The organism is Caulobacter sp. UNC279MFTsu5.1 (genome assembly GCF_900114015.1).
Classification (GTDB): domain Bacteria; phylum Pseudomonadota; class Alphaproteobacteria; order Caulobacterales; family Caulobacteraceae; genus Caulobacter.
On the sequence record NZ_FORN01000003.1, the window covers coordinates 21,693 to 45,157 of the forward strand.

General features: G+C 68.6%; 25 protein-coding genes. 14 read left to right on the forward strand and 11 right to left on the reverse strand.

The features are described from left to right. Positions 1-4 precede the first annotated feature (4 nt). Both BM066_RS01450 and BM066_RS01455 read right to left on the reverse strand, forming a co-directional pair. A complete protein-coding gene (locus BM066_RS01450) occupies positions 5-904 on the reverse strand; it encodes a hydroxymethylglutaryl-CoA lyase (RefSeq protein WP_089923775.1) in 900 nt (299 codons plus the stop codon). Next, positions 901-2,625 (reverse strand): ArnT family glycosyltransferase, encoded by a 1,725-nt coding sequence (locus BM066_RS01455; RefSeq protein WP_089924099.1) that lies wholly within the window; start codon positions 2,623-2,625, stop codon positions 901-903. Before BM066_RS01455 ends, BM066_RS01450 begins: the two co-directional genes overlap by 4 nt. Positions 2,626-2,680: 55 nt before the next feature. Between BM066_RS01455 and BM066_RS01460 the strand changes: the two genes are divergently transcribed. The 4 genes from BM066_RS01460 (at position 2,681) to BM066_RS01475 (ending at position 5,819) form a co-directional block, all read left to right on the forward strand. After that, entirely contained in the window at positions 2,681-3,430 is a 750-nt protein-coding gene (locus tag BM066_RS01460) for a glycosyltransferase family 2 protein (RefSeq protein WP_089923779.1), read from the forward strand. Between the two features lie 113 nt (positions 3,431-3,543). After that, positions 3,544-3,891, forward strand: a complete 348-nt coding sequence (locus BM066_RS01465; RefSeq protein ID WP_089923782.1) for a hypothetical protein — start codon at positions 3,544-3,546, stop codon at positions 3,889-3,891. A 104-nt stretch (positions 3,892-3,995) separates the two neighbouring features. After that, positions 3,996-4,421: a hypothetical protein gene (locus BM066_RS01470; RefSeq protein WP_089923785.1), complete on the forward strand. Its 426-nt coding sequence runs from the start codon at positions 3,996-3,998 to the stop codon at positions 4,419-4,421. A gap of 108 nt (positions 4,422-4,529) precedes the next feature. Further along, positions 4,530-5,819, forward strand: a complete 1,290-nt coding sequence (locus BM066_RS01475) for an acetyl-CoA C-acyltransferase (protein ID WP_089923788.1) — start codon at positions 4,530-4,532, stop codon at positions 5,817-5,819. A gap of 175 nt (positions 5,820-5,994) precedes the next feature. Here the strand turns inward: BM066_RS01475 and BM066_RS26760 are convergent, their stop codons facing one another. Further along, positions 5,995-6,117, reverse strand: a complete 123-nt coding sequence (locus tag BM066_RS26760) for a hypothetical protein (protein ID WP_255367440.1) — start codon at positions 6,115-6,117, stop codon at positions 5,995-5,997. A gap of 28 nt (positions 6,118-6,145) precedes the next feature. Here BM066_RS26760 and BM066_RS01480 point away from each other — a divergent pair, with 28 nt between their 5' ends. Beyond that, complete coding sequence (locus tag BM066_RS01480; RefSeq protein WP_089923791.1) at positions 6,146-6,484, forward strand: DNA-binding protein; 339 nt, start codon at positions 6,146-6,148, stop codon at positions 6,482-6,484. On the opposite strand, the gene BM066_RS01485 is transcribed toward BM066_RS01480, so the two are convergent. Both BM066_RS01485 and phaR read right to left on the reverse strand, forming a co-directional pair. Next, complete coding sequence (locus tag BM066_RS01485; RefSeq protein ID WP_089923794.1) at positions 6,465-6,791, reverse strand: hypothetical protein; 327 nt, start codon at positions 6,789-6,791, stop codon at positions 6,465-6,467. The two genes, BM066_RS01480 and BM066_RS01485, sit on opposite strands and share 20 nt — an antisense overlap. A 105-nt stretch (positions 6,792-6,896) precedes the next feature. Further along, positions 6,897-7,556 (reverse strand): polyhydroxyalkanoate synthesis repressor PhaR, encoded by a 660-nt coding sequence (gene phaR / locus BM066_RS01490; protein WP_089923797.1) that lies wholly within the window; start codon positions 7,554-7,556, stop codon positions 6,897-6,899. Positions 7,557-7,776: 220 nt separating this feature from the next. Here phaR and BM066_RS01495 point away from each other — a divergent pair, with 220 nt between their 5' ends. The 3 genes from BM066_RS01495 to BM066_RS01505 all read left to right on the forward strand — a co-directional run bounded on the left by BM066_RS01495 (position 7,777) and on the right by BM066_RS01505 (position 10,979). Beyond that, positions 7,777-8,952 (forward strand): acetyl-CoA C-acetyltransferase, encoded by a 1,176-nt coding sequence (locus BM066_RS01495; RefSeq protein WP_089923800.1) that lies wholly within the window; start codon positions 7,777-7,779, stop codon positions 8,950-8,952. A 127-nt stretch (positions 8,953-9,079) separates the two neighbouring features. Beyond that, entirely contained in the window at positions 9,080-9,805 is a 726-nt protein-coding gene (locus BM066_RS01500; protein WP_089923802.1) for a beta-ketoacyl-ACP reductase, read from the forward strand. Between the two features lie 427 nt (positions 9,806-10,232). Beyond that, positions 10,233-10,979, forward strand: coding sequence for a DUF4908 domain-containing protein (locus tag BM066_RS01505; protein ID WP_255367441.1), 747 nt, complete (start codon positions 10,233-10,235; stop codon positions 10,977-10,979). Between the two features lie 167 nt (positions 10,980-11,146). Here the strand turns inward: BM066_RS01505 and BM066_RS01510 are convergent, their stop codons facing one another. The 6 genes from BM066_RS01510 to BM066_RS01535 form a co-directional block, all read right to left on the reverse strand. Next, the gene (locus BM066_RS01510; protein WP_089923805.1) at positions 11,147-13,198 is read right to left on the reverse strand and encodes a TonB-dependent receptor plug domain-containing protein; all 2,052 of its coding nucleotides are present in this window, start codon (positions 13,196-13,198) and stop codon (positions 11,147-11,149) included. A gap of 427 nt (positions 13,199-13,625) precedes the next feature. Further along, positions 13,626-15,056, reverse strand: coding sequence for a metalloprotease TldD (gene tldD / locus BM066_RS01515; RefSeq protein ID WP_018061477.1), 1,431 nt, complete (start codon positions 15,054-15,056; stop codon positions 13,626-13,628). A gap of 111 nt (positions 15,057-15,167) precedes the next feature. Further along, positions 15,168-15,518, reverse strand: a complete 351-nt coding sequence (locus BM066_RS01520) for a hypothetical protein (protein ID WP_018061476.1) — start codon at positions 15,516-15,518, stop codon at positions 15,168-15,170. Positions 15,519-15,712: 194 nt separating this feature from the next. Continuing rightward, positions 15,713-16,516 carry a GIN domain-containing protein gene (locus BM066_RS01525; RefSeq protein WP_018061475.1) on the reverse strand — a complete coding sequence of 268 codons (804 nt, stop codon included), beginning with the start codon at positions 16,514-16,516 and terminating at the stop codon, positions 15,713-15,715. A 10-nt stretch (positions 16,517-16,526) separates the two neighbouring features. After that, the gene (locus BM066_RS01530) at positions 16,527-17,093 is read right to left on the reverse strand and encodes a DUF1700 domain-containing protein (RefSeq protein ID WP_018061474.1); all 567 of its coding nucleotides are present in this window, start codon (positions 17,091-17,093) and stop codon (positions 16,527-16,529) included. Next, on the reverse strand, positions 17,090-17,416 hold the full coding sequence (locus BM066_RS01535; protein ID WP_026176464.1) for a PadR family transcriptional regulator: 327 nt from the start codon (positions 17,414-17,416) through the stop codon (positions 17,090-17,092). Before BM066_RS01535 ends, BM066_RS01530 begins: the two co-directional genes overlap by 4 nt. Positions 17,417-17,799: 383 nt before the next feature. Between BM066_RS01535 and coxB the strand changes: the two genes are divergently transcribed. From coxB to BM066_RS01565, 6 genes are all read left to right on the forward strand, one after another. Further along, positions 17,800-18,753: a cytochrome c oxidase subunit II gene (gene coxB / locus BM066_RS01540; RefSeq protein ID WP_018113008.1), complete on the forward strand. Its 954-nt coding sequence runs from the start codon at positions 17,800-17,802 to the stop codon at positions 18,751-18,753. A 24-nt stretch (positions 18,754-18,777) separates the two neighbouring features. Continuing rightward, the gene (ctaD, locus tag BM066_RS01545) at positions 18,778-20,442 is read left to right on the forward strand and encodes a cytochrome c oxidase subunit I (protein ID WP_018061471.1); all 1,665 of its coding nucleotides are present in this window, start codon (positions 18,778-18,780) and stop codon (positions 20,440-20,442) included. A gap of 113 nt (positions 20,443-20,555) precedes the next feature. Then, positions 20,556-21,593: a heme o synthase gene (gene cyoE / locus BM066_RS01550; protein WP_018061470.1), complete on the forward strand. Its 1,038-nt coding sequence runs from the start codon at positions 20,556-20,558 to the stop codon at positions 21,591-21,593. Next, positions 21,590-21,733, forward strand: coding sequence for a hypothetical protein (locus BM066_RS26300; RefSeq protein ID WP_018061469.1), 144 nt, complete (start codon positions 21,590-21,592; stop codon positions 21,731-21,733). Before cyoE ends, BM066_RS26300 begins: the two co-directional genes overlap by 4 nt. Before the next feature lie 31 nt (positions 21,734-21,764). Then, positions 21,765-22,403, forward strand: coding sequence for a cytochrome c oxidase assembly protein (locus BM066_RS01560; RefSeq protein ID WP_089924107.1), 639 nt, complete (start codon positions 21,765-21,767; stop codon positions 22,401-22,403). A 137-nt stretch (positions 22,404-22,540) separates the two neighbouring features. Next, positions 22,541-23,416: a cytochrome c oxidase subunit 3 gene (locus BM066_RS01565; RefSeq protein ID WP_018061149.1), complete on the forward strand. Its 876-nt coding sequence runs from the start codon at positions 22,541-22,543 to the stop codon at positions 23,414-23,416. Positions 23,417-23,465 lie beyond the last annotated feature (49 nt).

The following is a 23,465-nucleotide window of genomic DNA, read 5'->3' on the forward strand; positions in this document are numbered from 1 at the left end:
TTATCTAAGCTGGGAACCCGCCCGCCCGGGCCAGGGACGAGGCCGGCGCCTTGCCCAGCCGTTCGCTGATGTCGCGGCCGATCACGATCAGGGAGTCCAGGTCGTAGCCGGTCTCGAAGCCGGCCCGCTCCAACATATAGACCAGGTCCTCCGTGCCGATGTTGCCGGTGGCGTTCGGCGCGAACGGGCAGCCGCCCAGGCCGCCGACCGAGGCGTCCAGCACGTCGATCCCGGCCTCGACGCTGGCGAAGGCGTTGGCCAGGCCGGTGTTGCGGGTGTCGTGGAAGTGCATCCGCAGCCGGACGTCCGGGGCCGCGGCGCGGACGGCCTCGATCCGCCGGCGGACGGTCCACGGATCGGCGACCCCGATGGTGTCGGCGACGGCGATCTCGGCCACCCCCATCGAGGCGGCGTCGCGGGCGATGGCCACAACCTGGTCTTCGGACACCTCGCCGTCGAATGGGCAGCCGAAGGCCACCGAGATCGTGGCGGTGATCGGCGGGCCGCCCTCGACCGCCTGGCGCTCGACGATGGCGGCCAGGGCGTCGACCTGCTGGGCGGCGGTCGCGCCCTGGTTGGCCAGGCCGAAGCCGTCGGTGGCGCAGACCACCACATTGGCCTCGTCGCACTGGGCCGCCACGCAGCGCTCCCAGCCGCGCATGTTCAGCACCAGGCCGATGCGCGAGCGCTCGAGGTCGGGCGTCAGCGCCGCCATGATCTCCTCGGCCCCAGCCATCTGCGGCACGCGGTTGGGATTGACGAACGAGACGGTCTCGATGCGCTTGGCGCCGGCGGCCTCGAGCCGGCGGATCAGGTCCAGCCGCTCGGCGACCGGCAGGGATAGCGCCTCGTTCTGCAGCCCGTCGCGCGGGCCGACCTCGACGATCTGGATGAAGCGGCTCATGGGCGGGCCTCCGCTTGGGTTTCGGCGGTGTCTTCGTCGGCCTGGCCGGCTTCGTCGTCCGGCTGGATCGGCGCGCCGCGATAGAGCGTCAGGCGCTCCTTGTCGCCGTCGGAATAGTCGAAGCCGTCGACCACGCCGGCCGGGCGGGCGGTCTGGCCCAGGGCGGCGAGGGCGGCCTGGAAGGCCTTCTCCTGGCGGCCTTCGACCACGGCGGGCCGGCCCTGGGCGACGGCCTTGGCGGCGCCGGCCGGGTCGGTCAGCTCGGTGGTGGTGCCCAGCAGGAAGACCATGCTGGGTTCGGAATAGCCGGTGACGGCCACCGGGCCCGGCGCCCCGCCCCGAGGGGCGAGGTCGGCCCGCTCCAGCGCCGCTTCCAGGCGCGGCGACAGCAGCAGAGGTTCCAGCCGTGGGACGAACAGGCCGACCAGGGCGGCGTGGGCGGAGATCCCCAGCGCCCCGGCCGCGACCAGGGCGATGGCGGCCGTCCTGCGCATCATCAGCACTGCGCCGACCCCGCCGGCGGCGAGGAACAGCAGGGCGGTCAGGATGGCCACCGGCAGGTCGCTCGGATCCCCGTGGGCCTTGTAGAGATAACCGACGAGGCCGGCGAACAGCACGCCGGCCAGGGCCGACAGCCCCGCGCCGACCGCCCGCGAGATCCCGCCCAGCGGCGCGCGAAGGGCGGCGGCCATCAGCATCGCCAGGGCCGGCACGGCGGGCAGGGTGTAGTGGACCAGCTTGGTCGGCAGGATCTCGAACACCAGCCAGGTCGGGACCAGCCAGCAGACGGCGAAGCGGATCCCGGCCTCCTTGCGGCCGGTCCAGCCCTGGACCAGGCCCGACGGCAGCAGCAGGGTGGCGGGAAACACCAGCAGGAACGCCGCCAGGGCGTAGCTGCCGAACGGCGCGCCGTGGCTCTCCTGGCCGCCGGCCAGCTTGGGGGCCAGGTCGCCGTTGACCGCCGTCGACCAGAAGGCGCCGTCGGTGGCCACGGTGATCATCATCGCCCAGGGCAGGACGATGGCCGCCGCCAGGGTCAGGCCCCAGCTCCAGCCCAGGTTCTTGATCCATGGCGCCTTGCGGTCCCAGATCCATAGGGCGACGACGCTGAGCGCCACCACCATCGGCCCGACCGGCCCCTTGATCAGCACGCCCATGGCCAGACCGATCCAGAAGGCCAGCTTGGTCCAGCGATGGACCTTCTCGCCGGCGAGATGGGCGGCGTAGATCCGCGCTACGGCGGCCATGGCCAAGGTCGTGAAGCCGCACAGGGCCGCGTCGGTCTTGGCGATGAACGCCTCGGTCGACAGCAGGATGGTCGCGCCGAGGATGCCGCCGGCCAGCAGGCCGGTCTTGGGTCCCAGCAGGGCCGAAGCCCCCCAGGCGAGGGCCGCCGCCGCCAGCATGGCCCCCAGCAGCGAGGGAATGCGATAGGCCCAGACGCCTCGGTCCTCGACGGCGGAAAACGCCGTGACGCTGGCCGCCTGCAGCCAGTGGATGCCGACCGGCTTCTTGAAGCGCGGTTGGTCCTGGAACTTGATGACGACCAGGTCGTCGGTTTCCAGCATCTGGGCGGTGGCCTGGGCGAAGCGTGATTCGTCGCGGTCCAGCGGCGGCATGGCGAACAGGCCGGGCAGGCCGGCGATCAGGGCCACCAGGGCGGCGAACAGCGGGCCGCGCCAGCCGCGGCTCCAGTCATCCAGGCGAGATTCAAGCGTCATCATGGTGGAATAGCACGATCCTTCTCTTAGGCTATTTTTGCGCTATGAGAGGGCGATGAACGCTTCGGTTTCCGTCTCCGCCGGCCCTGGGCCCGACTACTCCATCGTCGTGCCCGTCTTCGACGAGGGCGGGGCGGCGCCCGCCCTGGCGCGCGAGATCGCCGCCGCCTTCGCGGGCGAGCGCCACGAGATCATCTTCATCGACGACGCCAGCCGCGACGACACCAAGGCCCTGCTGGTGGCCCTGAAGGCCGAGATCCCGCAGTTGCGGGTGCTGAGCCATCGCAAGAACTCGGGCCAGAGCCGCGCCGTGCGCAGCGGCGTGCTGGCCGCCCGCGCCCCGATCGTCGTCACCCTGGACGGCGACGGCCAGAACGACCCGGCCGACGCGCCGCGCCTGGCCAGGGCCCTGAAGGCCGCCCCGCCCGAACTGGCCCTGGTCGGCGGCGAGCGGGTCAAGCGCCAGGACAGCTCGGCCAAGCGCTTCGCCTCGAAGTTCGGCAACGGCGTGCGCAAGCGCATGCTGAAGGACACCGCCAACGACACCGGCTGCGGGCTCAAGGCCTTCCGCCGCGAGGCCTTCCTGCGGCTGCCCTATTTCGATCACATCCACCGCTACATCCCGGCCCTGATGCTGCGCGAGGGCTACCAGGTCGAGTTCCAGCCGGTGAACCATCGCCACCGCGAGAGCGGGGTGTCGAAATACACCAATTTCGGCCGACTCAAGGCCTCGGTGTCCGACCTGCTGGGCGTGATGTGGCTGCAGACCCGGGCCCGCAACCCGCAGGGCGTGGACGAGGCTTAGACTCTCTTCCGCTCCGTCGTGAGGCGGACGGGCCTCGGCTCGTTTCGCCTTTGGGATGTGCTAGGTTGGCGCGCCGCGGCAAGCGTGGCCATTCCAACGGCGGGAGCATTTTGATGGGCGACATGGGGGTGATCAAGCGTGTCGGGGCGGGCCTGCTCCTGGCGGCGGCGATAGGCGGCGGTCCGGCTCTGGCCTCCAGCCAGAACAGCGGCATGGCGTCCAGCATCTCGACCGGCAGCGACGGCAACGTCTGGTTCAGCCACGACGGCGCGCGAAGTGGGACCCTGCCGAGTTGCGCCGCCTCGAACGGGCTGTGGGTCTTCAACGTCGGCACGCCGGCCGGCCAGGCGATGCTCGCCAATCTCCTGGCGGCCACGGCGGCGGGTCACAAGGTCTCGATCCAGGGGACGGGGACCTGCATCGGCGACCATGAGGCGGTCGCCTACATCGTGGGCTTGTGACCGCCAGCGCCGCCGCTCGCCTTCCCGGGCGGCGGCGTCTTTCGGGAATCCGCGAAACCGGTTAACCCTGAACCCTTCAACCGGCCTTCGGGGGAGAGCCAGACATGTTCGCCGCGTTTCCGCTCCTGGCCCTGCCGGTGCTGGTCTACAACCTGATCGTCTTGACCTTCGCCGGCGGCTTCGCCGCCAACGCCGCCCAGTACCGGTTGGCCGAGCAATTGTTCGTCATCCACATGACCTCCAAGGCCGACTGGGCCGTCAGCCTGGGCGACCTGCTGATCGCCGCGGCCCTGGTGGTGCTGTTCGTCGAGCTCTTGAAATCGACGACCAGCCGCAAGATCGCGATCATCAACCACTCGCTATCGATGGTGCTGTTCATCGGCTGCCTGGTCGAGTTCCTGCTGTTCCCGGCCTTCGGCACCTCGGTGTTCTTCCTGCTGACCGTCATGGTGCTGCTGGACGTGCTGGCCGGCTTCATCGTCACCATCGTCTCGGCCCGCCGCGACATGGACTTCGGCGACGCGCACTGAGGTCGGGGACATGCCCTTGCGGCGTGCCCTCGCCGTGAATTTCGACAAGACCCTTGTGGCCAAGCCTCGGCATGCTGACATCCGAGGTTTCCGCGAAGGATCACGACCATGGCGTCCAAACCCGACATCTGGCTGGCGGCCGGCCTTCGCACTCCGTTCGCCAAGGTCGACGGGCCGCTGAAGGCCTATGACGCCATCGCCCTGTCGGTTCCCGTGGTCCAGGCGATGCTGGCGCAACTTTCCCAGAAGGAAGCGGGCGCGCGCCCCGACTTCGCGATCTGGGGCACGGTGATCCCCAACCTGACTTGGAGCAATCTCGCCCGCGAGGTGCTGCTGGACGCCGGCGCAGACCCGACCATCCCGGCCTTCTCGACGATCATGGCCTGCTCGACCAGCATGATCGGGGTGATCGAGGCGGCCGGCATGATCGACGGCCGCGGCCGCGACCTGGCCCTGGTGGGCGGGGTCGAGAGCATGAGCAAGGTCCAGGTCGGGGCCAGCATCGGCTTCTCCGACTGGCTCAAGGGCTTCCAGGCCGCCAAGACCCCGGGCCAGAAGCTGGCCCACCTGGCGAAACTGAAGCCGTCGGACCTGAAGCTGTGGATCCCCAAGGTGGCCAACCGCACCACCGGCCTGTCGATGGGCGAGCACACCGAGATCACCGCCAAGGCATGGAAACTATCGCGCGCCGACCAGGACCAGATCGCCTTCGAAAGCCACCAGCACGCGGTGGCGGCCTGGGAGGCCGGCTTCTTCGACGACCTGGTGATCCCGGTCGGCGACCTCAAGCGCGACACCATCCCGCGCAAGGACTCCACGCTGGAGAAGCTGGCCAAGCTGTCGCCGGCCTTCGACAGGACCAGCGGCCAGGGCACGCTGACGGCCGGCAATTCCTCGCCCCTGACCGACGGGGCGGCGGCGATCTGGGTGGCGTCCGAAGCGGGCCTGGCCCGGCTGCCGGCCGGCACGCCGCGCGTGAAGGTGGTCGACTACGAGGTCACCTCGATCGACCTGCGCCACGAGGGCCTGCTGATGGCCCCGGCCTACGGCGTGCCGCGCCTGCTGGCCCGCAACGGCCTGAAGTACGCTGACGTCGGCCTATGGGAGATCCACGAGGCCTTCGCCGCCCAGGTGCTGTCGCACATCGCCGCCTGGGAGGACGAGGGCTTCCGCCGGACCAAGGCCGGGGTCGAGGTCGACCTGGGCCAGTTCCCGCGCGAGCGGATGAACCCCACCGGCGGCAGCCTGGCGGTCGGCCACCCGTTCGGCGCGACCGGCGCGCGGATCCTCAGCCAGGCGGTCAAGGAACTGGCCACCCGGCCCAAGGGCGAGAAGGCCATCGTCAGCATCTGCGCCGACGGCGGCCAGGGCACGATGATGCTGCTGGAGTCGGCCTAGGAATCCTTCTCCCCTTGCGGGAGAAGGTGTCAGCGAAACTGACGGATGAGGGCTCTCCCAGACATCGAAAGCCGCGCCCCGCCGAAAGGCCGGGCGCGGCTTTTGCGTTTATCGACCCCTCGTCCGACCTCGCTCCGCGAGGCCGCCCCCTCCCGCAAGGGGAGAGGGAAGGCGCTCACGTCAGCGCCGTGAAGATCAGGGTCACGACGGCGATGTCGAGGAAGCGGGTCACGGCGGTCAGCAGCATGAGGGGTCTCGAGGCCTGAAGTCCCTCGCGACCAAGCAAGACTGGCGCCAACGCCGCGTCCTGCGTTAGCCTTCCCGACATGGCGTTGTTCTTCGACCAGTCCTGGTACGACGCGCGGCTGGCCGAGCGGGGGCTGTCGCGGACGGTGCTGGCGGCCGTGGCCGGCATGACCGGCGAGGAGCTGGCCCTGGCCTACAAGGACCAGCGCGAGCTGACCGCCGCCCAGGTCGCCGCCTTCGCCGAGCTTTTGGGGGTTCCGCTGGCCGAGGCCGCGCGGCGGGCGGGCGTCGGCGCCCATGCCGCGGCCCCTCCGGGCGAGGCGCCGTCGCTGGAGCGGAGGGTGGCGACGCTGGAGGCGCGGGTGGCCGCGCTGGAGGCCGAGCTGGCCCGCCTGAAGGCTAGATCTCGGTCTTCTTGATCAGGCCCGCCTTGGGGCGGCGGTCGGCCCGGCCGGAATATTCCGTGCCGAGATAGGTCGAACGCGCCGCGTCGAGCACTTCCTGCCCACCGCGCAGGCCGCGCTTCTGGCCGCTCTGGCCCATCAGGTGGGCGGCGAAGGTGGCGAAGGCGCTCCGGCGCGGCGGCGGCGGGGCGGCCGGCTGCTCGTCGCGCACGAAGGTCACGTCCTCCTCGCCGTCCGCCTCGGGGCGGTCGGCGTCGCGGGGCGCGGGCAGCGCCCGGCGGGCGGGCTGGGCGCGCCGGATGGGATCGATCGGGCCGTTCATGGTGAAGAGTTGTGGCCGACGACGGTTAAGGACCGGTCAGTGGGCTTGGTTAAGGGAGCGTGGGTCCGGCCAAGGACAGGCGCATGCGCCTGTCCCCGATCGTTGTCACGGCTTGGTCGCCAGCTTCTCGATCTGCTGCTGCATGGCCTCCAGCTGGCGCTTGAGGTCGGCCAGGGAGTCCTCGCTGGGCGCGGGCGGCGGGGCGGCGGGCGGCGGCTCGGCCGGGGCGGCGGGCGCGTCCTCGGGCCGGGCGTAGGCGAACGGCGAGAACATCTTCATGGCCCGGTCGAACAGCGCCATGTTCTGGCGGATCTGCTCCTCGTAGACCCCCATGCCCGGCATGCCCTTGCCCGGGGCCAGGCCCGCGAACTGGGTGCGCATGCGCTCCTGCTGCTTGGTGAAGCTCTCCAGAGACATCTCAAGATAGCTGGGCAGGAAGGCCTGCATGGAGTTGCCGTAGAAACCGATCAGTTGGCGGAGGAACTGGATCGGCAACAGGTTCTGGCCGCCGCCGCGGTTTTCTTCCTCGAAGATGATCTGGGTCAGCACCGAGCGGGTGATGTCGTCGTTGGTCTTGGCGTCGTAGACCACGAAGTCGACTCCCTCCTTCACCATGTCCGACAGGTGCTCGAGGGTGACGTAGGAAGAAGACGCGGTGTTGTAGAGGCGACGGTTGGCGTACTTCTTGATGACGACCTTCTGGCCGGGGGCCTTCTCTCCGACCTTGGCCGAAGGTGTTTCGCCGTTTTCGGTGTTCTCGGACATTTCATTCCCTAGGACAGCGTTATCTCCGCCTTTTCGCATCGCACTATCGCGGATGCAAAGGCATGGCGCCAGTACCGGCGGCGCTTGGAAGTCGCAACATCCCGTGAAAATGTGCAGGTGACGAACCCTGCAGCTTTATGCAAGGTGATGTTGCACTGCAAAATCATGGGCGCCGCGTCCGCGAGAAGCGCCCGGAACACGTCACGGGAGCTACCTCGCCATGAGCGATATCGTCATCGTTTCCGCCGCCCGCACGCCGGTCGGATCGTTCCTCGGGGCCCTGTCCAGCCTGCCGGCCCACGAGCTGGGCAAGCTGGCCATCCAGGCGGCGGTCGAACGGGCCGGGATCACGCCGGCCGACGTCGACGAGGTGATCCTGGGCCAGGTGCTGCAGGCCGCCGCCGGCCAGGGTCCGGCCCGCCAGGCCTCGGTCAACGCCGGCATCCCGGTCGAGAGCCCGGCCTGGAGCCTGAACCAGCTGTGCGGCTCGGGCCTGCGCGCGGTGGCCCTGGGCGCCCAGCAGATCGCCGCCGGCGACGCCGACATCGTGGTGGTCGGCGGCCAGGAGAGCATGAGCCAGGCCCCGCACGCCCAGGCCCTGCGCAACGGCCAGAAGATGGGCGACCTGTCGTTCGTCGACACCATGATCAAGGACGGCCTGTGGGACGCCTTCCACGGCTACCACATGGGCCAGACCGCCGAGAACATCGCCGCCCGCTGGCAGATCACCCGTGAGGCCCAGGACAAGTTCGCCGTCGCCAGCCAGAACAAGGCCGAGGCCGCCCAGAAGGCCGGCAAGTTCGACGCCGAGATCGCCCCCGTCACCATCAAGGGCCGCAAGGGCGACACGGTCGTCGACAAGGACGAGTTCATCCGCCACGGCGTGACCCTGGACGGCATTTCGGGCCTCAAGCCCGCCTTCACCAAGGACGGCACGGTCACCGCCGCCAACGCTTCGGGCCTCAATGACGGCGCGGCGGCCCTGGTGCTGATGAGCGCCGACGAGGCCAAGAAGCGCGGCCTGACGCCCCTGGTGCGGATCGCCTCGTGGGCCAACGCCGGCGTCGAGCCCGAGATCATGGGCACCGGCCCGATCCCCGCCTCGAAGAAGGCCCTGGAAAAGGCCGGCTGGAAGGCCTCCGACCTGGACCTGATCGAGAGCAACGAGGCCTTCGCGGCCCAGGCCCTGTGCGTGGTCGGCGAACTGGGCCTGGATCCGGCCAAGGTCAATGTCAACGGCGGCGCCATCGCCATCGGCCACCCGATCGGCGCCTCGGGCGCGCGCATCCTGACCACCCTGGTCCACGAGATGAAGCGCTCGGGCGCCAAGAAGGGCCTGGCCACCTTGTGCATCGGCGGCGGCATGGGCGTGGCCATGTGCGTCGAGGCGGTCTGACCAAGGCCGGCGGAAAACGGCCGGCGGGAAACGCTTGTTGGCCAAATCTTCATGACGGTCGGCCGCGGGGGCTTGTCCCCCGCGGCCGGTCGCGTGCAACCATAAGAAAACTCAACGGGAGAAAGACATGGCGAGAGTTGCGTTCGTGACCGGCGGCACCCGGGGCATCGGTCGGGCGATCTGCGAGCGGCTTGTCGCCGATGGCATGAAGGTGGCGGCCGGCTATTCCGGCAACGAGGAAGCCGCCGCGGCCTGCGCCAAGCAACTGGGCGTGATGGTGGTCAAGGGCAATGTCGGCTCGTTCGACGACTGCGCCGCCGCCGTCAAGAAGGTCGAGGCCGAACTGGGTCCGATCGAGGTGCTGGTCAACAACGCCGGCATCACCCGCGACGGCATGCTGCACAAGATGACCTACGACCAGTGGTCGGAAGTCATCCGCGTCAACATGGACAGCGCTTTCAACATGACCCGCCCGGTCATCGAGGGCATGCGCGACCGCGGCTGGGGCCGGATCATCAACATCAGCTCGATCAACGGCCAGAAGGGCCAGATGGGCCAGACCAACTATTCGGCCGCCAAGGCCGGGCTGATCGGCTTCACCAAGGCCCTGGCCCTGGAGAACGCCAAGAAGGGCGTGACGGTCAACGTCATCTGCCCGGGCTATATCGACACCGAGATGGTCGCGGCCGTGCCCGAGAACGTCCTGGCCGGCATCATCGCCGGCATCCCGGTCGGCCGCCTGGGCAAGGGCGAGGAGATCGCCGACATGGTCTCGTTCCTGGCCGGCGAGCGGGCGGGCTTCGTGACCGGGGCCACCCTGACGCTGAACGGCGGCCAGTACATGGCGGCGTAGGGGCGCGGGGCCTGACTGCAACGATGGCGTTAGGAGGGCAAAGCTCTATCCGCGTTGTCATCCCGGACAAGCGCGTAGCGCGCCGATCCGGGACCGACGCGTGAACTCAGCGCTACCGGCGATCCCGGATCTGCGCCCGGCTCGCGCCGGGCTTGTCCGGGATGACAGCCGTTTCTGGGTTTCCAATCGTGTCCGAACCCAAACGACCCGCCCGAGGGCGGCCGAAAGGCCACAGGTCGCCGCAAAAAGACATGACGACTTGACGAAGACTCCCCGCCGGTTCGAAGATTCCAGCCGGCGGGGTAATCTTTCCAAGCATTTCATGACGTCCTCCGGGAAATTGCGTGGCGGCAACAAGGTCTTCGGCGTCCAAGATTCGCCCCAGTCCCCGGGCATGACCCTGGGTATGAAGAGTCGATCGGCTGTGATGACGGGGCCAGGGCGCTGGGGGATCCTGCTGGCGTTCACCCTCGCGGCCACGGCCGGCGCGGCGAACGCCCAGTCCAGCCTGCGCGACGCCTTCCTCGGCGCCCGCGGCGAGGTGCGTAAGGCGCCCGCTCCCCCCATCGCCCGCTACGTCGCCGAGACCGGCGACGCCTTCATCCTGGACCGGGCCGCGCCCCAGCCGCTGATGAAGTTCGAGAACAGCTCCGAGGTCTGGGTGCTGTCGCCTCAGCCGGCGCCGCGCGGCGACACCATCTACAAGAACGAGTTGGGCGAACCGGTGCTGCGGGCCAGCAAGCTGGGCGGCATGACCTTGTTCACCCGCGAGCGGCCGGGCGGCGACGCCGCGGCCCTGACGGGCAAGGCCAGCTCGATCCAGCCGCCGCCGTTCATCTCGGTCAACGCCCTGTTCCAGCGCCTGATCCAGGCCAGCGCCCGCGCCAGCCGCGCGGCCCAGCACCGCGTGGCGTTCGAGACCGTCGACGACGCCACCCCCGCCACCTCGGTCCTGGTCGCCGACACCGCCACCGTCACCGCCGAGGCCTTCGAGCGCATGGCCCGCGACGGCGACCGCAACCTGCTGACCCGCGTCACCCGCGTCCTGCTGGCCGAGGGGCACAAGCCCGGCGCCAGCCTGAAGGGCGGCGACCTGACGGTCACCTACGCCCCGGGCAAGGGCCTCTCGGGCCGGCCGTCGTCGAAGCGGATCATCAAGATCGTCAACAAGTAGGGGGCTCTTCTCCTCACCCGCGAAAGCGGGGGAGGTGGCGCGATGCGGATACGCATCGTGACGGAGGGGGAGCCGTGCGGCGACCACGCCCCCTCCGTTTCGTCCCCATATTCTTAGAACTTGGGCGCCGATCCACCTCCCCCGTTTCACGGGGGAGGAGCGGCCGTCTACCCCAGCCGCTGGCGCACCTGGATGAACAGGTAGGGCTCGAACGGCAGCGAGCGGTACTCGACGCGGTCGACGATGTTGTCGGCGCGCGAGCCCTTGTAGATCACCCGCTCGCGCGTGACGTTGCGCGAGGTCCAGTTGGACAGGGTGGTGCGCACCGTCAGGTCGGCGCTGGGCTTCCACTCGACGAAGCCCTCGAAATACTGGTCGAAGCGCTGGGTGCGGACCTCGCCCAGGCGGAAGCGGCTGTACTCGTTGGGGCAGTTGGTCGAGGCCCCCCAGCTCCACTTGCCGCCGGGCATGTCGCGCGTGAAGCTCAGGTTGCAGACGAACGGCTTGGCGTCGGTGAGACGGCGTTTGTCGAAAGTGACCGGGTCGGTGACCTCGCTGTCGAACCAGCTGAAGCGGGCCTTCACCTGGCCGCCCGAGATGCCCAGCTTCTGGGTCGGCAGGGTCAGGGCGATCACGAACTGGTCCGATCGGCCCGAGCCGATGTTGCTGGGCGCGTCGCCGCCGCCCTTCAGGGGCCTGTAGTCGACGGCGTCGGAAATCTCGGCGTGGGTCAGGGTGGTCGAAATCGAGCCCGCGCCCCAGAACCGCCGCTCCCAGGCGACCTCGCCGATCCACGAGCGCTGGGGCTGCAGATTGACGTCGGCGCCGTCCTGGCTGCCGGCCGTCAGGTCGGCCGAGGCGATGAAGTCGCCGAAGTCCAGCTGCCCGACCTCGCGCTCGACCCGCACGCGCAGCTGGTCGACGCTGTTGGGGCTCCAGGTCGCCAGCACCCGGGGCTTGGGGTAGAAGAAGCTGCGCTCGACGTCGACGCCGCCGCTCTGGGTGATGCGCGAGACCTCCATCCGCGCGCCGGCCTCGACCGTCAGTTTCGGGCTCGCCCGCCAGACGGCCTTGCCGGCCGCCTCGCCCCGCAGCTCCTCGACCTTCACATGCGGCGGGCCGATGTCGACCGGGGCGCCATTGACGCCGTAGCGGATGTCGCCGTCCAGGACGTTGTAGGCGCCCTCGAGGCTGCCCTCCAGCGACAGGGCCTGCGAGCGGCGGTGCTTGAGCTCGCCGCGCAGGATGCTCTCGCCGGTCTTGTCGCGCTCGCGATAGACCTCGGCGCGCCCGGGCAGGGCCAGGGTCGAGCCATAGGTCTCGTCGCCCAGGTTCTGCAGGAACACCAGCTGCAGGTCGGTGCGCGGACCCAGCCTGGCGTCGTAGCGGGCGCCGAACTCGCCAGTCCACTCCTGGCTGGTTTCGCCGCTGTCCTGGCGGCCGGGACTCGGCTGGTACCGGGTGTAGACGACGTCGCGATCGAACGAGAAGTACGCGATCTTGCCGTTGAGCCGGATCTTGCCGCCCGGCGCCGCGCGCTGGATCGCGCCGCGCGCCTCGTAGTTCTGGATCTGGTCGTAGCCCTTGACGGCTTCGCGGATCGTCGGGCGGCCGTCGGGGAAGCTGGTCACCCGCGATCCGCCGTCGAAGGTCTGGTCGGTGCGGTCGACCGTGGCCTTCAGCGAGCCCTCGATCTCGTTGATCCCGTTGCGGCGCGAGGCCTGGAGCTCCAGCAGCGGGCCGAACAGGCCGTCGGGATAGAGGTAGGTCTGGATGTTGGCGACCGTCTCGACCTGCACGGTCGACTTGATCACCACATTGGCCAGGATCGTCTGGCCCTGCATGTCGACGCCCGGCGCGCCGCCGCGGATCAGCTCCACGCCCTCGACGGCCGAGGCCGAGATGCGCTTGAGGATGTCTTCGAGGTTCTCGCTCTTGGTGGTGGGGCGCTCGCCGTTGATCAGCACGTTGCCGGCCGTGCCGGCGAAGCCGCGGGCGCTGTCGCCGCGGTCCAGCCGGAAGCCGGGCAGGCGGGTGATCATGTCGAAGGCGGTGCTGGGGCGCTGCTCGGCGAAGAAGTCGGGCGGATAGCTGGTGATCCCGCGCTGGGCCTCGGTCGCCGCCGCCGGGGCGGGCGTTTCAGGCGGGGTCGCCGGCGCGGCCGCCTGGGCTTCGGGCGCGGCCAGTCCCAGGGCGAAGACGACGGAAGCAAGACTCATGATGTGGCGCCCCAAAGCCCCCGCTTTGTTGGCGCGACCCTGTCGATCCGGATGTCCTGGAGCCAGTTACAAAACGGAAAGGTAGGTTACATTTGTGAAATGTTGCCGCCGATCACCTTGGCCGTGGGTGGATTTGGTTGGGGATTCAATAGGTTGAAGTGTCGCGCTCGAAACCCCTCTCTCTTTGAGAGAGGGAGGGACCCGCCGCCGTAGGCGGTGGGAGGGTGAGAGGTTTCGCTGTCGGCCGGAAAGTCCCAACCTGTTCAACAGGGCTTCTGACTTCAGAGGGCGGACCGAGGGCGACGCCTTGGGTCGAGCCGCCGCCGGAAGATCGACTGAACGACCGTGGTTCATTCGGTGAGGGTGTAACCTCTCACCCTCCCATGGCTTCGCCATGGGCCCCTCCCTCTCTCTAAGAGAGAGGGTTTCAAACCGCCGTGCCGCCCACGGTCAGGCCGGTGATCTTCAGCGAGGGCTGGCCCACGCCCACCGGCACGCCCTGGCCCGACTTGCCGCAGACGCCGATGCCGGGGTCGAAGTCGAAGTCGTCGCCGATCATCGTCACCTTGGTCAGGGCGCTGGGGCCGTCGCCGATCAGGGTGGCGCCCTTGACCGGGGCGGTGATCTTGCCGTCCTCGACCAGATAGGCCTCGGTGCACTGGAAGACGAACTTGCCGTTGGTGATGTCGACCTGGCCGCCGCCGAAATTGGCGCAGTAGAGGCCGCGCTTCATCGAGGCGATCATCTCGGCCGGGTCGTCCTGGCCGGCCAGCATGCCGGTGTTGGTCATGCGCGGCATGGGCATGTGGGCGTAGGACTGGCGGCGGCCGTTGCCAGTGGCCGCCATGCCCATCAGCCGGGCGCTCATCCGGTCGTGCATGTAGCCGACCAGGACGCCGTCCTCGATCAGCACGGTGCGCTCGGTCGGGGTGCCCTCGTCGTCGATGGTCAGCGAGCCGCGGCGGCCGGGGATCGCCCCGTCGTCGAACACGGTCACGCCCTTGGCCGCCACCCGCTCGCCGATGCGGCCGGAGAAGGCGCTGATGCCCTTGCGGTTGAAGTCGCCCTCCAGGCCGTGGCCGACGGCCTCGTGCAGCAGCACGCCGTTCCAGCCCGGGCCCAGCACCACGTCCATCTCGCCGGCCGGGCAGGCCACGGCGTCGAGGTTCACCAGCGCCATGCGCAGGGCCTCGTCGACCTGGGCCTGCCACTTGTCGGGGCTGATCCAGGCGGCGAAGCCGGCGCGGCCGCCGGCCCCGGACGTGCCGGCCTCGCGCCGGCCGTCCTTCTCGACCGTGACCTGGACATTGACCCGGACCAGCGGGCGCACGTCGCGCAGCAGGCGGCCGTCGGCCCGCAGGATCTCGACCACGCGGCGCTCGCCGGCCATCGAGGCCATCACCTGGACGACGCGCGGATCGCGGGCTCGGGCGAAGGCGTCGATCTCCTGCAGCAAAGCGACCTTGTCGGAGAAGGCGGGGGAGGCCACCGGGTCGTCCTCGCCATAGAGCCTTTCGTTGGTGGCGCGCGGCGCCTCGGCGCTGACCCCGGCGTAGCCGCGACGGGCCAGCTTCGCCGAATCGGCGGCCCGGCCGATGGCGGCCTCGGAGATCTCGGCGGAATGGGCGTAGCCGGCGGTCTCGCCGGCCACCACGCGCAGGCCGAAACCCTCGCCCGAATCGTAGGAGGCGCTCTTCAGCCGGCCGTCGTCGAACACGAAGGACTCGCTTTCGGAGCGTTCGACGAACAGCTCCCCGTCGTCGGCGCCGGCCAGGGCCTCGCCCAGGATGGCGCGGGCGCGCTCGGGATCGACATTGGCCGAGGCCAGCAGGGAGGGGGCGGTGATGGGAGCGGTCATGGCCCTACAGGTAAGCGTTTCGTCCGCCCCCGTCATCACCCCGGCGACGATTCGACGCCGGTCTTTCATCCTCGGCCTCGCGCCCGCCGTTCGGCTCGGCGAAGAGGGCGTTCAGTTCTCGACCATGAAGAAATCGACGGTCTCGGTGTCGCCCCAGATCGAGCAAGTCCCCGTCCCGTGGATGGAGATGCGCTTCTTGAGCGCGTAGGCGGTCATCAGGACCGACAATTGCGCCTGGCCGACCAAGGTGCTGGCGTTGATCGCGAAGCGTTGACCAAGGCCGGGCCCCGAACACGCCGGAGGCGTTCCCCTGACGCCGTCGGTGTTGAACATGACTGCGCCGTTCGATGTGCCGTAGGGATAGCTGATATAGCCGAAGGCGGCGTCGGACGCATGGGCGGGCAAGGCGAGCGCCATGGGCGCGGCGATCCCGCAGAACAGAACGGCAAGCTTCTTCTTCACGACGATTTCCTCCGAGCGTCAAGCTTCACCACGTTAGGAATGGGAGGGTGACAAGGCAACGGCGAAGATGGCCACGGGAGGTGGTATCGCCGACGAGCTTTGCCTTGGTGCGAGCAAGGATGGAGGGCGGCGCCCCCAAAAAAGCCCGATCCGGGTCGGCGAAGCGCGCGCTGTGGGAGTGCGTCGCCAGACCCCTACCAGTCCTGGTGCACCTCGCCCGAACCGGCGACGTCGGAGCTGAGGACGGTCGGCTTGCTGGTCAGGTAGACGTCGCCGCTGCCGGCCACCTCGACCTCGGCCGCGCCGTGCGGGGCGACGTGCGCCTCGCCGCTGCCGGCCAGGGCGATCTTGGCGTCGCCGGTGTCGAGGCTCCGCAGGTCGGCCTCGCCCGAGCCCGCGACCTTCAGGTCGACCTTCCTGGCCTTGCCCTGGGCGTCGACATCGCCGCTGCCATTGATCTCCAGGACAAGGTCGGGCTGGTCGTAGGCCTTCAGGTGGAGGTCGCCGCTGCCGTTCAGGGTGAAGGCGCGCACGCCCGGGGCGACGATCTCGACCGACAGATGGTCGCTGTCGCGGCTGATATGGACGCCGTGGCCGTTGATCGAGACCGAGCCGTCGCCATCGCCGTCGCGCAGGGCGAGGCGGCCGTTCTCCAGGGTCACCCGGTCGACCAGGCGCTGGGGGCCGACGATCTTGACGCTGGCGGCCGCCCCGGGCGCGGCCTGGGTGAAGATCACCTCGGCGGGCACGTCGATCTGCAGGGCGTCCGAGCCGCTCCAGGCGATGTTCCGGGTCGTGGTCTCGCCATTGTCGGCGTGGGACGAGCCGGGCCCGATATGGACGTGGTCGTTGTCGTCGCTGACCTCGACATTCCAGTCGGCCGGGAAGCTCCAGCCGTTCTTGACGATGTCGCGGCCGCCGAGCGCGAAGGCCCCGGCGAGGCAGCCGACGCAGAGCACGAAGCTGGCGACGGCGACGATGGTCAGGTTGCGGATCATGGCGGTCCCCTCAGACCTGGGTTTCGATGGCCGGCTTCAGCAGCCGGTAGTGGAGGCGGCCGTACCAGACCAGGCCGTTGACCAGGCCGATGGTCACCAGGGTGGTGACGGCGGCCAGGGCGGTGGCGCCGGCCATCAGGGCGATGCCCAGCAGGAAGGCCACGGCGGGGCCGCCGGGCGGTCCGGCGAACGGTCCCACCGCGGTCACCACGCCCCCGGCCACGAAGATGCCGATCGAGGCCATGAAGAAGGCGAACAGCGCGCCCAGCACGCCCATCAGCAGGGGCAGCAGGAAGAGGATGTCGATCGCCCCCAGGCCCAGGATGGCGAAGATCGCGCCGGCGGCGGCCGAAGGGTTCTTGGTCTCCTCCCAGCGCTTGACGCCCTGCTCGGCCCGCTGTTCGCGGGCCAGGCGCTCGGGGGCGCCCAGGGCGGCGGCCACTTCGCTCTCGCTGCGCCCGGCCTCCTGGGCGTCGTTGAAGTGGGCTTCGTAGTCGGCGACGATGTCGGCGATCTGGGCGGCGGGCAGGCCCGCCAGCCCGCGCTTGAGGCGGGTGAGGAATTCGGCGCGCGTCATGCGGCGGCTCCCAGGATGTTTTCGACGGCCGAGACGAAGGCCGCCCATTCGGCCTTCTGGGCCGTGAAGCTGGCCCGACCGGCCTCGGTCAGGCGGTAGTACTTGCGCGGCGGACCGCTCTGGGATTCCACCAGATAGGTCTCGACCTGGCCGTCCGACTGCATGCGGCGCATGAGCGGGTAGATCGTCCCTTCCCCCATATCGATGTCCTTGGCGAGCTTGCTGGCGATTTCGTAGGCGTAGCTGTCGGCTTTCGACAGCAGGGCCAGCACGCACAGCGCCAGCACGCCTTTCTTCAGTTGAACTTCAATGGCTTCTGTCACGGCGTCGCGCTTCTTCGTTTCTGGCCCGTTGCTGATCACTCTTGTGACGCAAGGTAGTGTCCAATGCAAGGTAGCTGTCATTACATGTTAGTAATGGTACGTAACCGCGCCGCGCCAAAACGGTCGTTGTTGAGAGCGGTTCGCAGGTGGGGCGCCCAGGGCCCGCGCAAGGCGTTCGGGCGAACGCCTCTGGTGCTTGGCAACGGGGATTGGAGCGCGTATGCACGCCAGCGACCGGCCAGAGACGCCGGGGCCAGCGCTCGATTCCCCGTCGCCCGACGAAGTCGATTGCTAAGCCCCGTGTCCCTGGTCGTATTGTGCATGTCGGCGCGGCGTGGGTTGATCGCGACGCCAAATCGCCGCCGAAACGGGCCGTGAGGGATATGAAGGCGCAAATTCAGGGGATGCGGCGGAAGTTGACGGGCGTAGCCGCCGTCGCCGCCACGACGATGGCCCTTTCGGGCGTGTTCGCGGGGCAAGCCCTCGCCAAGGGCGCCGAACTGCTGGGTCAGCCGACCCCCGGCGCCTATGACCTTCAGAAGGCGGCCTCGCCCCTGAAGTACGAGGCGATCGCCTTCCACAACCACATCCTGATGCCGATCATCACGGCCATCACCCTGCTGGTGCTGGGCCTGCTGATCTGGATCGTCATCCGCTACAACGCCAAGGCCAACCCGGTCCCGGCCAAGTTCAGCCACAACACCACCGTCGAGATCATCTGGACGATCGGCCCGGTGCTGATCCTGATGATCATCGCCATCTTCTCGTTCCGGCTGCTGTTCGCCTACAACGACATGCCCAAGCCGTACCTGACGGTGAAGGCCACCGGCTACCAGTGGTACTGGGGCTATGAATATCCCGACCAGAAGATCAGCGAGATCACCTCGGTGCCGCTGAAGAAGGAAGAGGCCGACGCCAAGGGCGTGCCCTACCTGCTGGCCGCCGACAAGCCGATGGTGGTGCCGGTCAACCAGGTGATCCGCGTGCAGGTCACCGGCGCCGACGTGATCCACGCCTTCGCCCTGCCGGCCTTCGGCCTGAAGACCGACGCCATCCCGGGCCGCCTGAACGAAACCTGGTTCAAGGCCGACAAGATCGGCGTCTATTACGGGCAGTGCTCGGAGCTCTGCGGCGTCGACCACTCGAACATGCCGATCGAGATCCATGTCGTCAGCCAGGCCGACTTCGACGCCTGGGTGAAGTCCAAGACCTCGCCCGCGCCGGCCGCGACCGCCGCCGCCGCTCCGGCTCCCGCCGCCGCCGCCCCGGCCGCCGCGACGCCGGCCGCCGCCCCCGCTTCCGCTCCGGCCGCGGCTCCCGCCGCGCCGGCGGCCTAAGATACGATTGCAGGATTAAGTCCGATGGCTCACGCCGCTGACATCGATCACCACGACGCGCACGACGACGCCGACCACAAGCCGCCGTTCTTCCAGCGCTGGTTCTTTTCGACCAACCACAAGGACATCGGCACGCTCTACATCCTGTTCGCCATCATGGCGGGCCTGGTGGGCGGCGCGCTGTCGGGCCTGATCCGCTGGGAGCTGGCCGAGCCGGGCATCCAGATCTTCGGCCCCAACTCGTCGGTCCACCTGATGGGCCTCGTCGAGCAGTCCAAGCACGGCTACAACGCCGTGGTCACCGCTCACGCCCTGATCATGATCTTCTTCATGGTCATGCCGGCGATGATCGGCGGGTTCGGCAACTGGTTCGTGCCGATCATGATCGGCGCGCCGGACATGGCCTTCCCGCGGATGAACAACATCTCGTTCTGGCTGCTGGTCGCCGCCTGGTGCCTGCTGCTGACCTCGATGTTCGTCGATGGCGGCCCGGGCAAGGGCTTCGGCGGCGGCTGGACGATCTATCCGCCGCTGTCGACCACCGGCCACACCGGCCCGTCGATGGACCTGGCGATCCTGGCCCTCCACCTGGCCGGCGCCTCGTCGATCCTCGGCGCGATCAACTTCATCACCACGATCTTCAACATGCGCGCGCCGGGCATGACCCTGCACCGCATGCCGCTGTTCGCGTGGTCGGTGCTGATCACCGCCTTCCTGCTGCTGCTGTCGCTGCCCGTCCTGGCCGGCGCCATCACCATGCTGCTGACCGACCGCAACTTCGGCACCCACTTCTTCGACCCGGCCGCCGGCGGCGACCCCGTCATGTTCCAGCACCTGTTCTGGTTCTTCGGCCACCCGGAAGTGTACATCCTGATCCTGCCGGGCTTCGGCATCATCAGCCACATCGTCTCGACCTTCTCCAAGAAGCCGATCTTCGGCTACCTGGCGATGGCCTACGCCATGGTCGCCATCGGCTTCGTCGGCTTCATCGTGTGGGCCCACCACATGTACACGGTCGGCATGAGCATCAACCTGCGCGCCTATTTCGTGGCCGCGACGATGGTCATCGCCGTTCCGACCGGCGTGAAGATCTTCTCGTGGATCGCCACGATGTGGGGCGGCTCGATCAGCTTCAAGACGCCCATGCTGTGGGCGATCGGCTTCATCTTCCTGTTCACCGTCGGCGGCGTGACCGGCGTGGTCCTGTCGAACGCCGGCATCGACTACAGCCTGCACGACACCTACTACGTCGTAGCCCACTTCCACTACGTGCTGTCGCTGGGCGCGGTGTTCGCCATCTTCGCCGGCTTCTTCTACTGGTTCGAGAAGATGTGGGGCGTGAAGTACAACGAGTTCCTGGGCTGCGTGCAGTTCTGGATCATGTTCGTCGGCGTCAACCTGATCTTCTTCCCGCAGCACTTCCTGGGCCTGCAGGGCATGCCGCGCCGCTATGTCGACTATCCGGCCGCCTTCGCGCACTGGAACTACGTCTCGTCGATCGGCTACGCGATCACGGCCGTGGGCGTGCTGGTGTTCCTGGTGATCCTGCTGGAAGCCGCCGTCCGTCGCCGCAAGGCCGAGGCCAATCCGTGGGGCGAAGGCGCCACCACCCTGGAATGGACTCTGTCCTCGCCGCCGCCGTTCCACCAGTTCAGCGATCCGCCGGTCATCAAGGCCGACAGCCACTGAATCTGGTAATCTAGACACGCAGAACGCGGGGGCGCGGGCCGGATGAAAATCCAGCCCGCGCCCTTCGCCCATCAAGACCCAAGAACCCTTAAGTAGCGCGACCCTTCCGTAAAATGGCCCGCACCACCGTCCTGACCCCCGACGACGAGGCGACCGACACGGTCCGCCACGCCCGTTGGCAGGACTATTTCCAGCTGATGAAGCCGCGGGTGATGTCGCTCGTCGTGTTCACGGCCCTGACCGGCCTGCTGGCCGCCCGCACGCCGATCCACCCGCTGCTGGGCGCGGTGGCGGTGTTCTGCATCGCCGTCGGGGCCGGGGCCTCGGGCGCGCTGAACATGTGGTACGACGCCGACATCGACGCCAAGATGCGCCGCACGCGCGGCCGTCCGGTGCCCGCCGGCCTGGTCAAGGGCGAGGAAGCCGCCACCCTGGGCGTGGTGCTGAGCCTGCTGTCGGTGATGCTGATGGGCATGGCGATCAACTGGCTGGCCGCGGGCCTGCTGGCCTTCACCATCGTGTTCTACGCGGTGGTCTACACCATGTGGCTCAAGCGCTGGACGGCGCAGAACATCGTCATCGGCGGCCTGGCGGGCGCTCTGCCGCCGGCCATCGGCTGGGCGGCGGCCACGGGCCACGCGCCGCTGAACGCCTGGCTGATGGTGCTGATCATCTTCCTGTGGACCCCGCCGCACTTCTGGGCCCTGTCGCTGTACATCTCGACCGACTACGCCAAGGCCGGGGTGCCGATGCTGCCGGTGGTCAAGGGCGCCAGGGAGACCCGCAAGCAGATCCTGCTCTACAGCCTGGTCCTGATCCCGATCTGCGTCGCGCCGGTGTTCACCGGCCTGGGCGGCTGGCTGTATCTGGCGGTGTCGGGCCTGGGCGGACTGGTGTTCCTGACCCTGGCCTGGCGGGTGTTCGCCAGCACGGCCGGCGACGCCGCCGACCCGCGTCCGGCCGACCGCGACCTCTACGAGGTCCAGGACGAGGCCCCCGGCCCCAAAGCCAACGACAAGAAGGTCCTGGCGGGCGGGGCCAAGAACGCCCGCAACCTGTTCGCCTTCTCGATCCTCTACCTGTTCGCCCTGTTCGCCGCCCTGCTGGCCGAGGCGGTGCTGGGCCTGAAAGTGCTGGAGTTGCCGCTATGAGCCGTAAGGACCTCGATCCCGCCGCCAAGGCGCGCGGCGGCCGCAACATCGCCCTGGGCCTGGGCCTGGCGGCGTTCGTCATCCTGGTGTTCGTGGTCACCGTCGTGAAGCTGGGAGGCAATGTTGGGCCCCACTTCTAAAAACGACCTCAAGCCGGAAGACCTCGCCAAGATCGAGGCGGACAACAAGGCCGGCACCGCCGAGCGGCCCGCCAGGCGCAGCCACGGCAAGGTGGCGGTGCTGTGCGTCGTGGCCTTCTTCGGCATGGTCGGGGCGGCCTACGCCGCGGTGCCGCTGTACAAGCTGTTCTGCCAGGCCACCGGATTCGACGGCACGGTGCGCAAGGCCGTGGCCAAGCCGACCAAGGTGCTGGACCGCAAGGTCGAGGTGCGCTTCGACGCCAATGTCCGAACCCTGCCCTGGGACTTCCAGCCCATGCAGAACAGCCAGGACATCCGCATCGGCGACACGGGCCTGGCCTTCTTCAAGGTGACCAACAAGGGCGACAAGCCGATGACCGGCCGGGCGCTCTACAACGTCGTGCCCGAGCAGGCCGGCGCCTATTTCCAGAAGCTGGAATGCTTCTGCTTCTCCAACCAGACGATCCAGCCGGGGCAGACGGTCGAGTTCCCGGTCGTCTACTTCGTCGACCCCGGCTTCGTGACCGACGCCGACACCAAGGACAAGTCGACGATCACGCTGTCCTACACCTTCTTCCCGGCGGTTCCTGACGCGTCCGGGGCGAAACAGGCGGAGAGCCCGCCACGTATCGTCGAACCCCTTGGCGGCAAGCCGCCGAGGGCGCTATAGCGTTTCACACAGAGCGCGTCGGCAGGGGGAACCGGGTCGGACGCGCTTGATTTACAGGGTGAGAGCGTGATGGTCGCCGAAACCGGCTTCCACCGTCGGCGATCACGCTCTTGAGGGATTAAAGGGTTAGCACGCACATGGCCCACGGCGCCGTCAAACACGACTATCACATCCTGCCCCCCAGCCCGTGGCCGTTCGTCGGCTCGGCCTCGGCCACGCTGATGGCCATCGGCCTGATCGCCTGGATCAAGGGCGGCGTCTTCGGCATCGAGAAGGGCCAGTGGTGGCTGTTCGCGACCGGCCTGGCCGGCGTGCTCTACACGATGTTCGGCTGGTGGCGCGACGTGGTGAAGGAAGCCAACGCCGGCGACCACACCCCCGTCGTCTCGATCGGCCTGCGCTACGGCATGGTGCTGTTCATCGCCTCGGAAGTGATGTTCTTCGTGGCGTGGTTCTGGATCTTCTTCGAGATGGCCCTGTTCCACCATCACCGCACCCTGTCGGGCATCGAGGAAGTCCGCGCCGCCTGGGCCACCTGGCCGCCGGCCGGCGTCGAGGCGGTCTCGCCCTGGCACCTGCCGCTGGTCAACACCCTGACCCTGCTGCTGTCGGGCACCACGATCACCTGGTCGCACCACGCCCTGCAGCAAGGCGACCGCAACGGCGCCAAGTGGGGCCTGATCCTGACCATCCTGCTGGGCGCGCTGTTCACGACGATCCAGATCTACGAGTACAGCCACATCAACCACGAGCACCTGTTCTACTCGGAAGCGGCCGCCAATTCGGGCCTCTACGGCTCGACCTTCTTCCTGGCCACCGGCTTCCACGGCTTCCACGTGTTCGTCGGCACCCTGTTCCTGATCGTCTGCCTGATCCGGCTGATGAACGGCGCCTTCACTCCCAAGCAGCACTTCGGCTTCGAGGCCGCCGCCTGGTACTGGCACTTCGTCGACGTGGTCTGGCTGTTCCTGTTCGCCTTCGTCTACGTGATCTTCGGCGCCTCGCCGCACTAGATCATCCGCTTCGAGAGGGCCCGGAACGCCAAGCCGCGTTCCGGGCCTT

Bases quoted from the DNA above. Each gene is read 5' to 3' on its own strand.
- BM066_RS01450 (WP_089923775.1), bottom strand. From the start codon at position 904: ATGAGCCGCTTCATCCAGATCGTCGAGGTCGGCCCGCGCGACGGGCTG.
- BM066_RS01455 (WP_089924099.1), bottom strand. From the start codon at position 2,625: ATGACGCTTGAATCTCGCCTGGATGACTGGAGCCGCGGCTGGCGCGGC.
- BM066_RS01460 (WP_089923779.1), top strand. From the start codon at position 2,681: ATGAACGCTTCGGTTTCCGTCTCCGCCGGCCCTGGGCCCGACTACTCC.
- BM066_RS01465 (WP_089923782.1), top strand. From the start codon at position 3,544: ATGGGCGACATGGGGGTGATCAAGCGTGTCGGGGCGGGCCTGCTCCTG.
- BM066_RS01470 (WP_089923785.1), top strand. From the start codon at position 3,996: ATGTTCGCCGCGTTTCCGCTCCTGGCCCTGCCGGTGCTGGTCTACAAC.
- BM066_RS01475 (WP_089923788.1), top strand. From the start codon at position 4,530: ATGGCGTCCAAACCCGACATCTGGCTGGCGGCCGGCCTTCGCACTCCG.
- BM066_RS01480 (WP_089923791.1), top strand. From the start codon at position 6,146: ATGGCGTTGTTCTTCGACCAGTCCTGGTACGACGCGCGGCTGGCCGAG.
- BM066_RS01485 (WP_089923794.1), bottom strand. From the start codon at position 6,791: ATGAACGGCCCGATCGATCCCATCCGGCGCGCCCAGCCCGCCCGCCGG.
- phaR (WP_089923797.1), bottom strand. From the start codon at position 7,556: ATGTCCGAGAACACCGAAAACGGCGAAACACCTTCGGCCAAGGTCGGA.
- BM066_RS01495 (WP_089923800.1), top strand. From the start codon at position 7,777: ATGAGCGATATCGTCATCGTTTCCGCCGCCCGCACGCCGGTCGGATCG.
- BM066_RS01500 (WP_089923802.1), top strand. From the start codon at position 9,080: ATGGCGAGAGTTGCGTTCGTGACCGGCGGCACCCGGGGCATCGGTCGG.
- BM066_RS01505 (WP_255367441.1), top strand. From the start codon at position 10,233: ATGACGGGGCCAGGGCGCTGGGGGATCCTGCTGGCGTTCACCCTCGCG.
- BM066_RS01510 (WP_089923805.1), bottom strand. From the start codon at position 13,198: ATGAGTCTTGCTTCCGTCGTCTTCGCCCTGGGACTGGCCGCGCCCGAA.
- tldD (WP_018061477.1), bottom strand. From the start codon at position 15,056: ATGACCGCTCCCATCACCGCCCCCTCCCTGCTGGCCTCGGCCAATGTC.
- BM066_RS01525 (WP_018061475.1), bottom strand. From the start codon at position 16,516: ATGATCCGCAACCTGACCATCGTCGCCGTCGCCAGCTTCGTGCTCTGC.
- BM066_RS01530 (WP_018061474.1), bottom strand. From the start codon at position 17,093: ATGACGCGCGCCGAATTCCTCACCCGCCTCAAGCGCGGGCTGGCGGGC.
- coxB (WP_018113008.1), top strand. From the start codon at position 17,800: ATGAAGGCGCAAATTCAGGGGATGCGGCGGAAGTTGACGGGCGTAGCC.
- ctaD (WP_018061471.1), top strand. From the start codon at position 18,778: ATGGCTCACGCCGCTGACATCGATCACCACGACGCGCACGACGACGCC.
- cyoE (WP_018061470.1), top strand. From the start codon at position 20,556: ATGGCCCGCACCACCGTCCTGACCCCCGACGACGAGGCGACCGACACG.
- BM066_RS26300 (WP_018061469.1), top strand. From the start codon at position 21,590: ATGAGCCGTAAGGACCTCGATCCCGCCGCCAAGGCGCGCGGCGGCCGC.
- BM066_RS01565 (WP_018061149.1), top strand. From the start codon at position 22,541: ATGGCCCACGGCGCCGTCAAACACGACTATCACATCCTGCCCCCCAGC.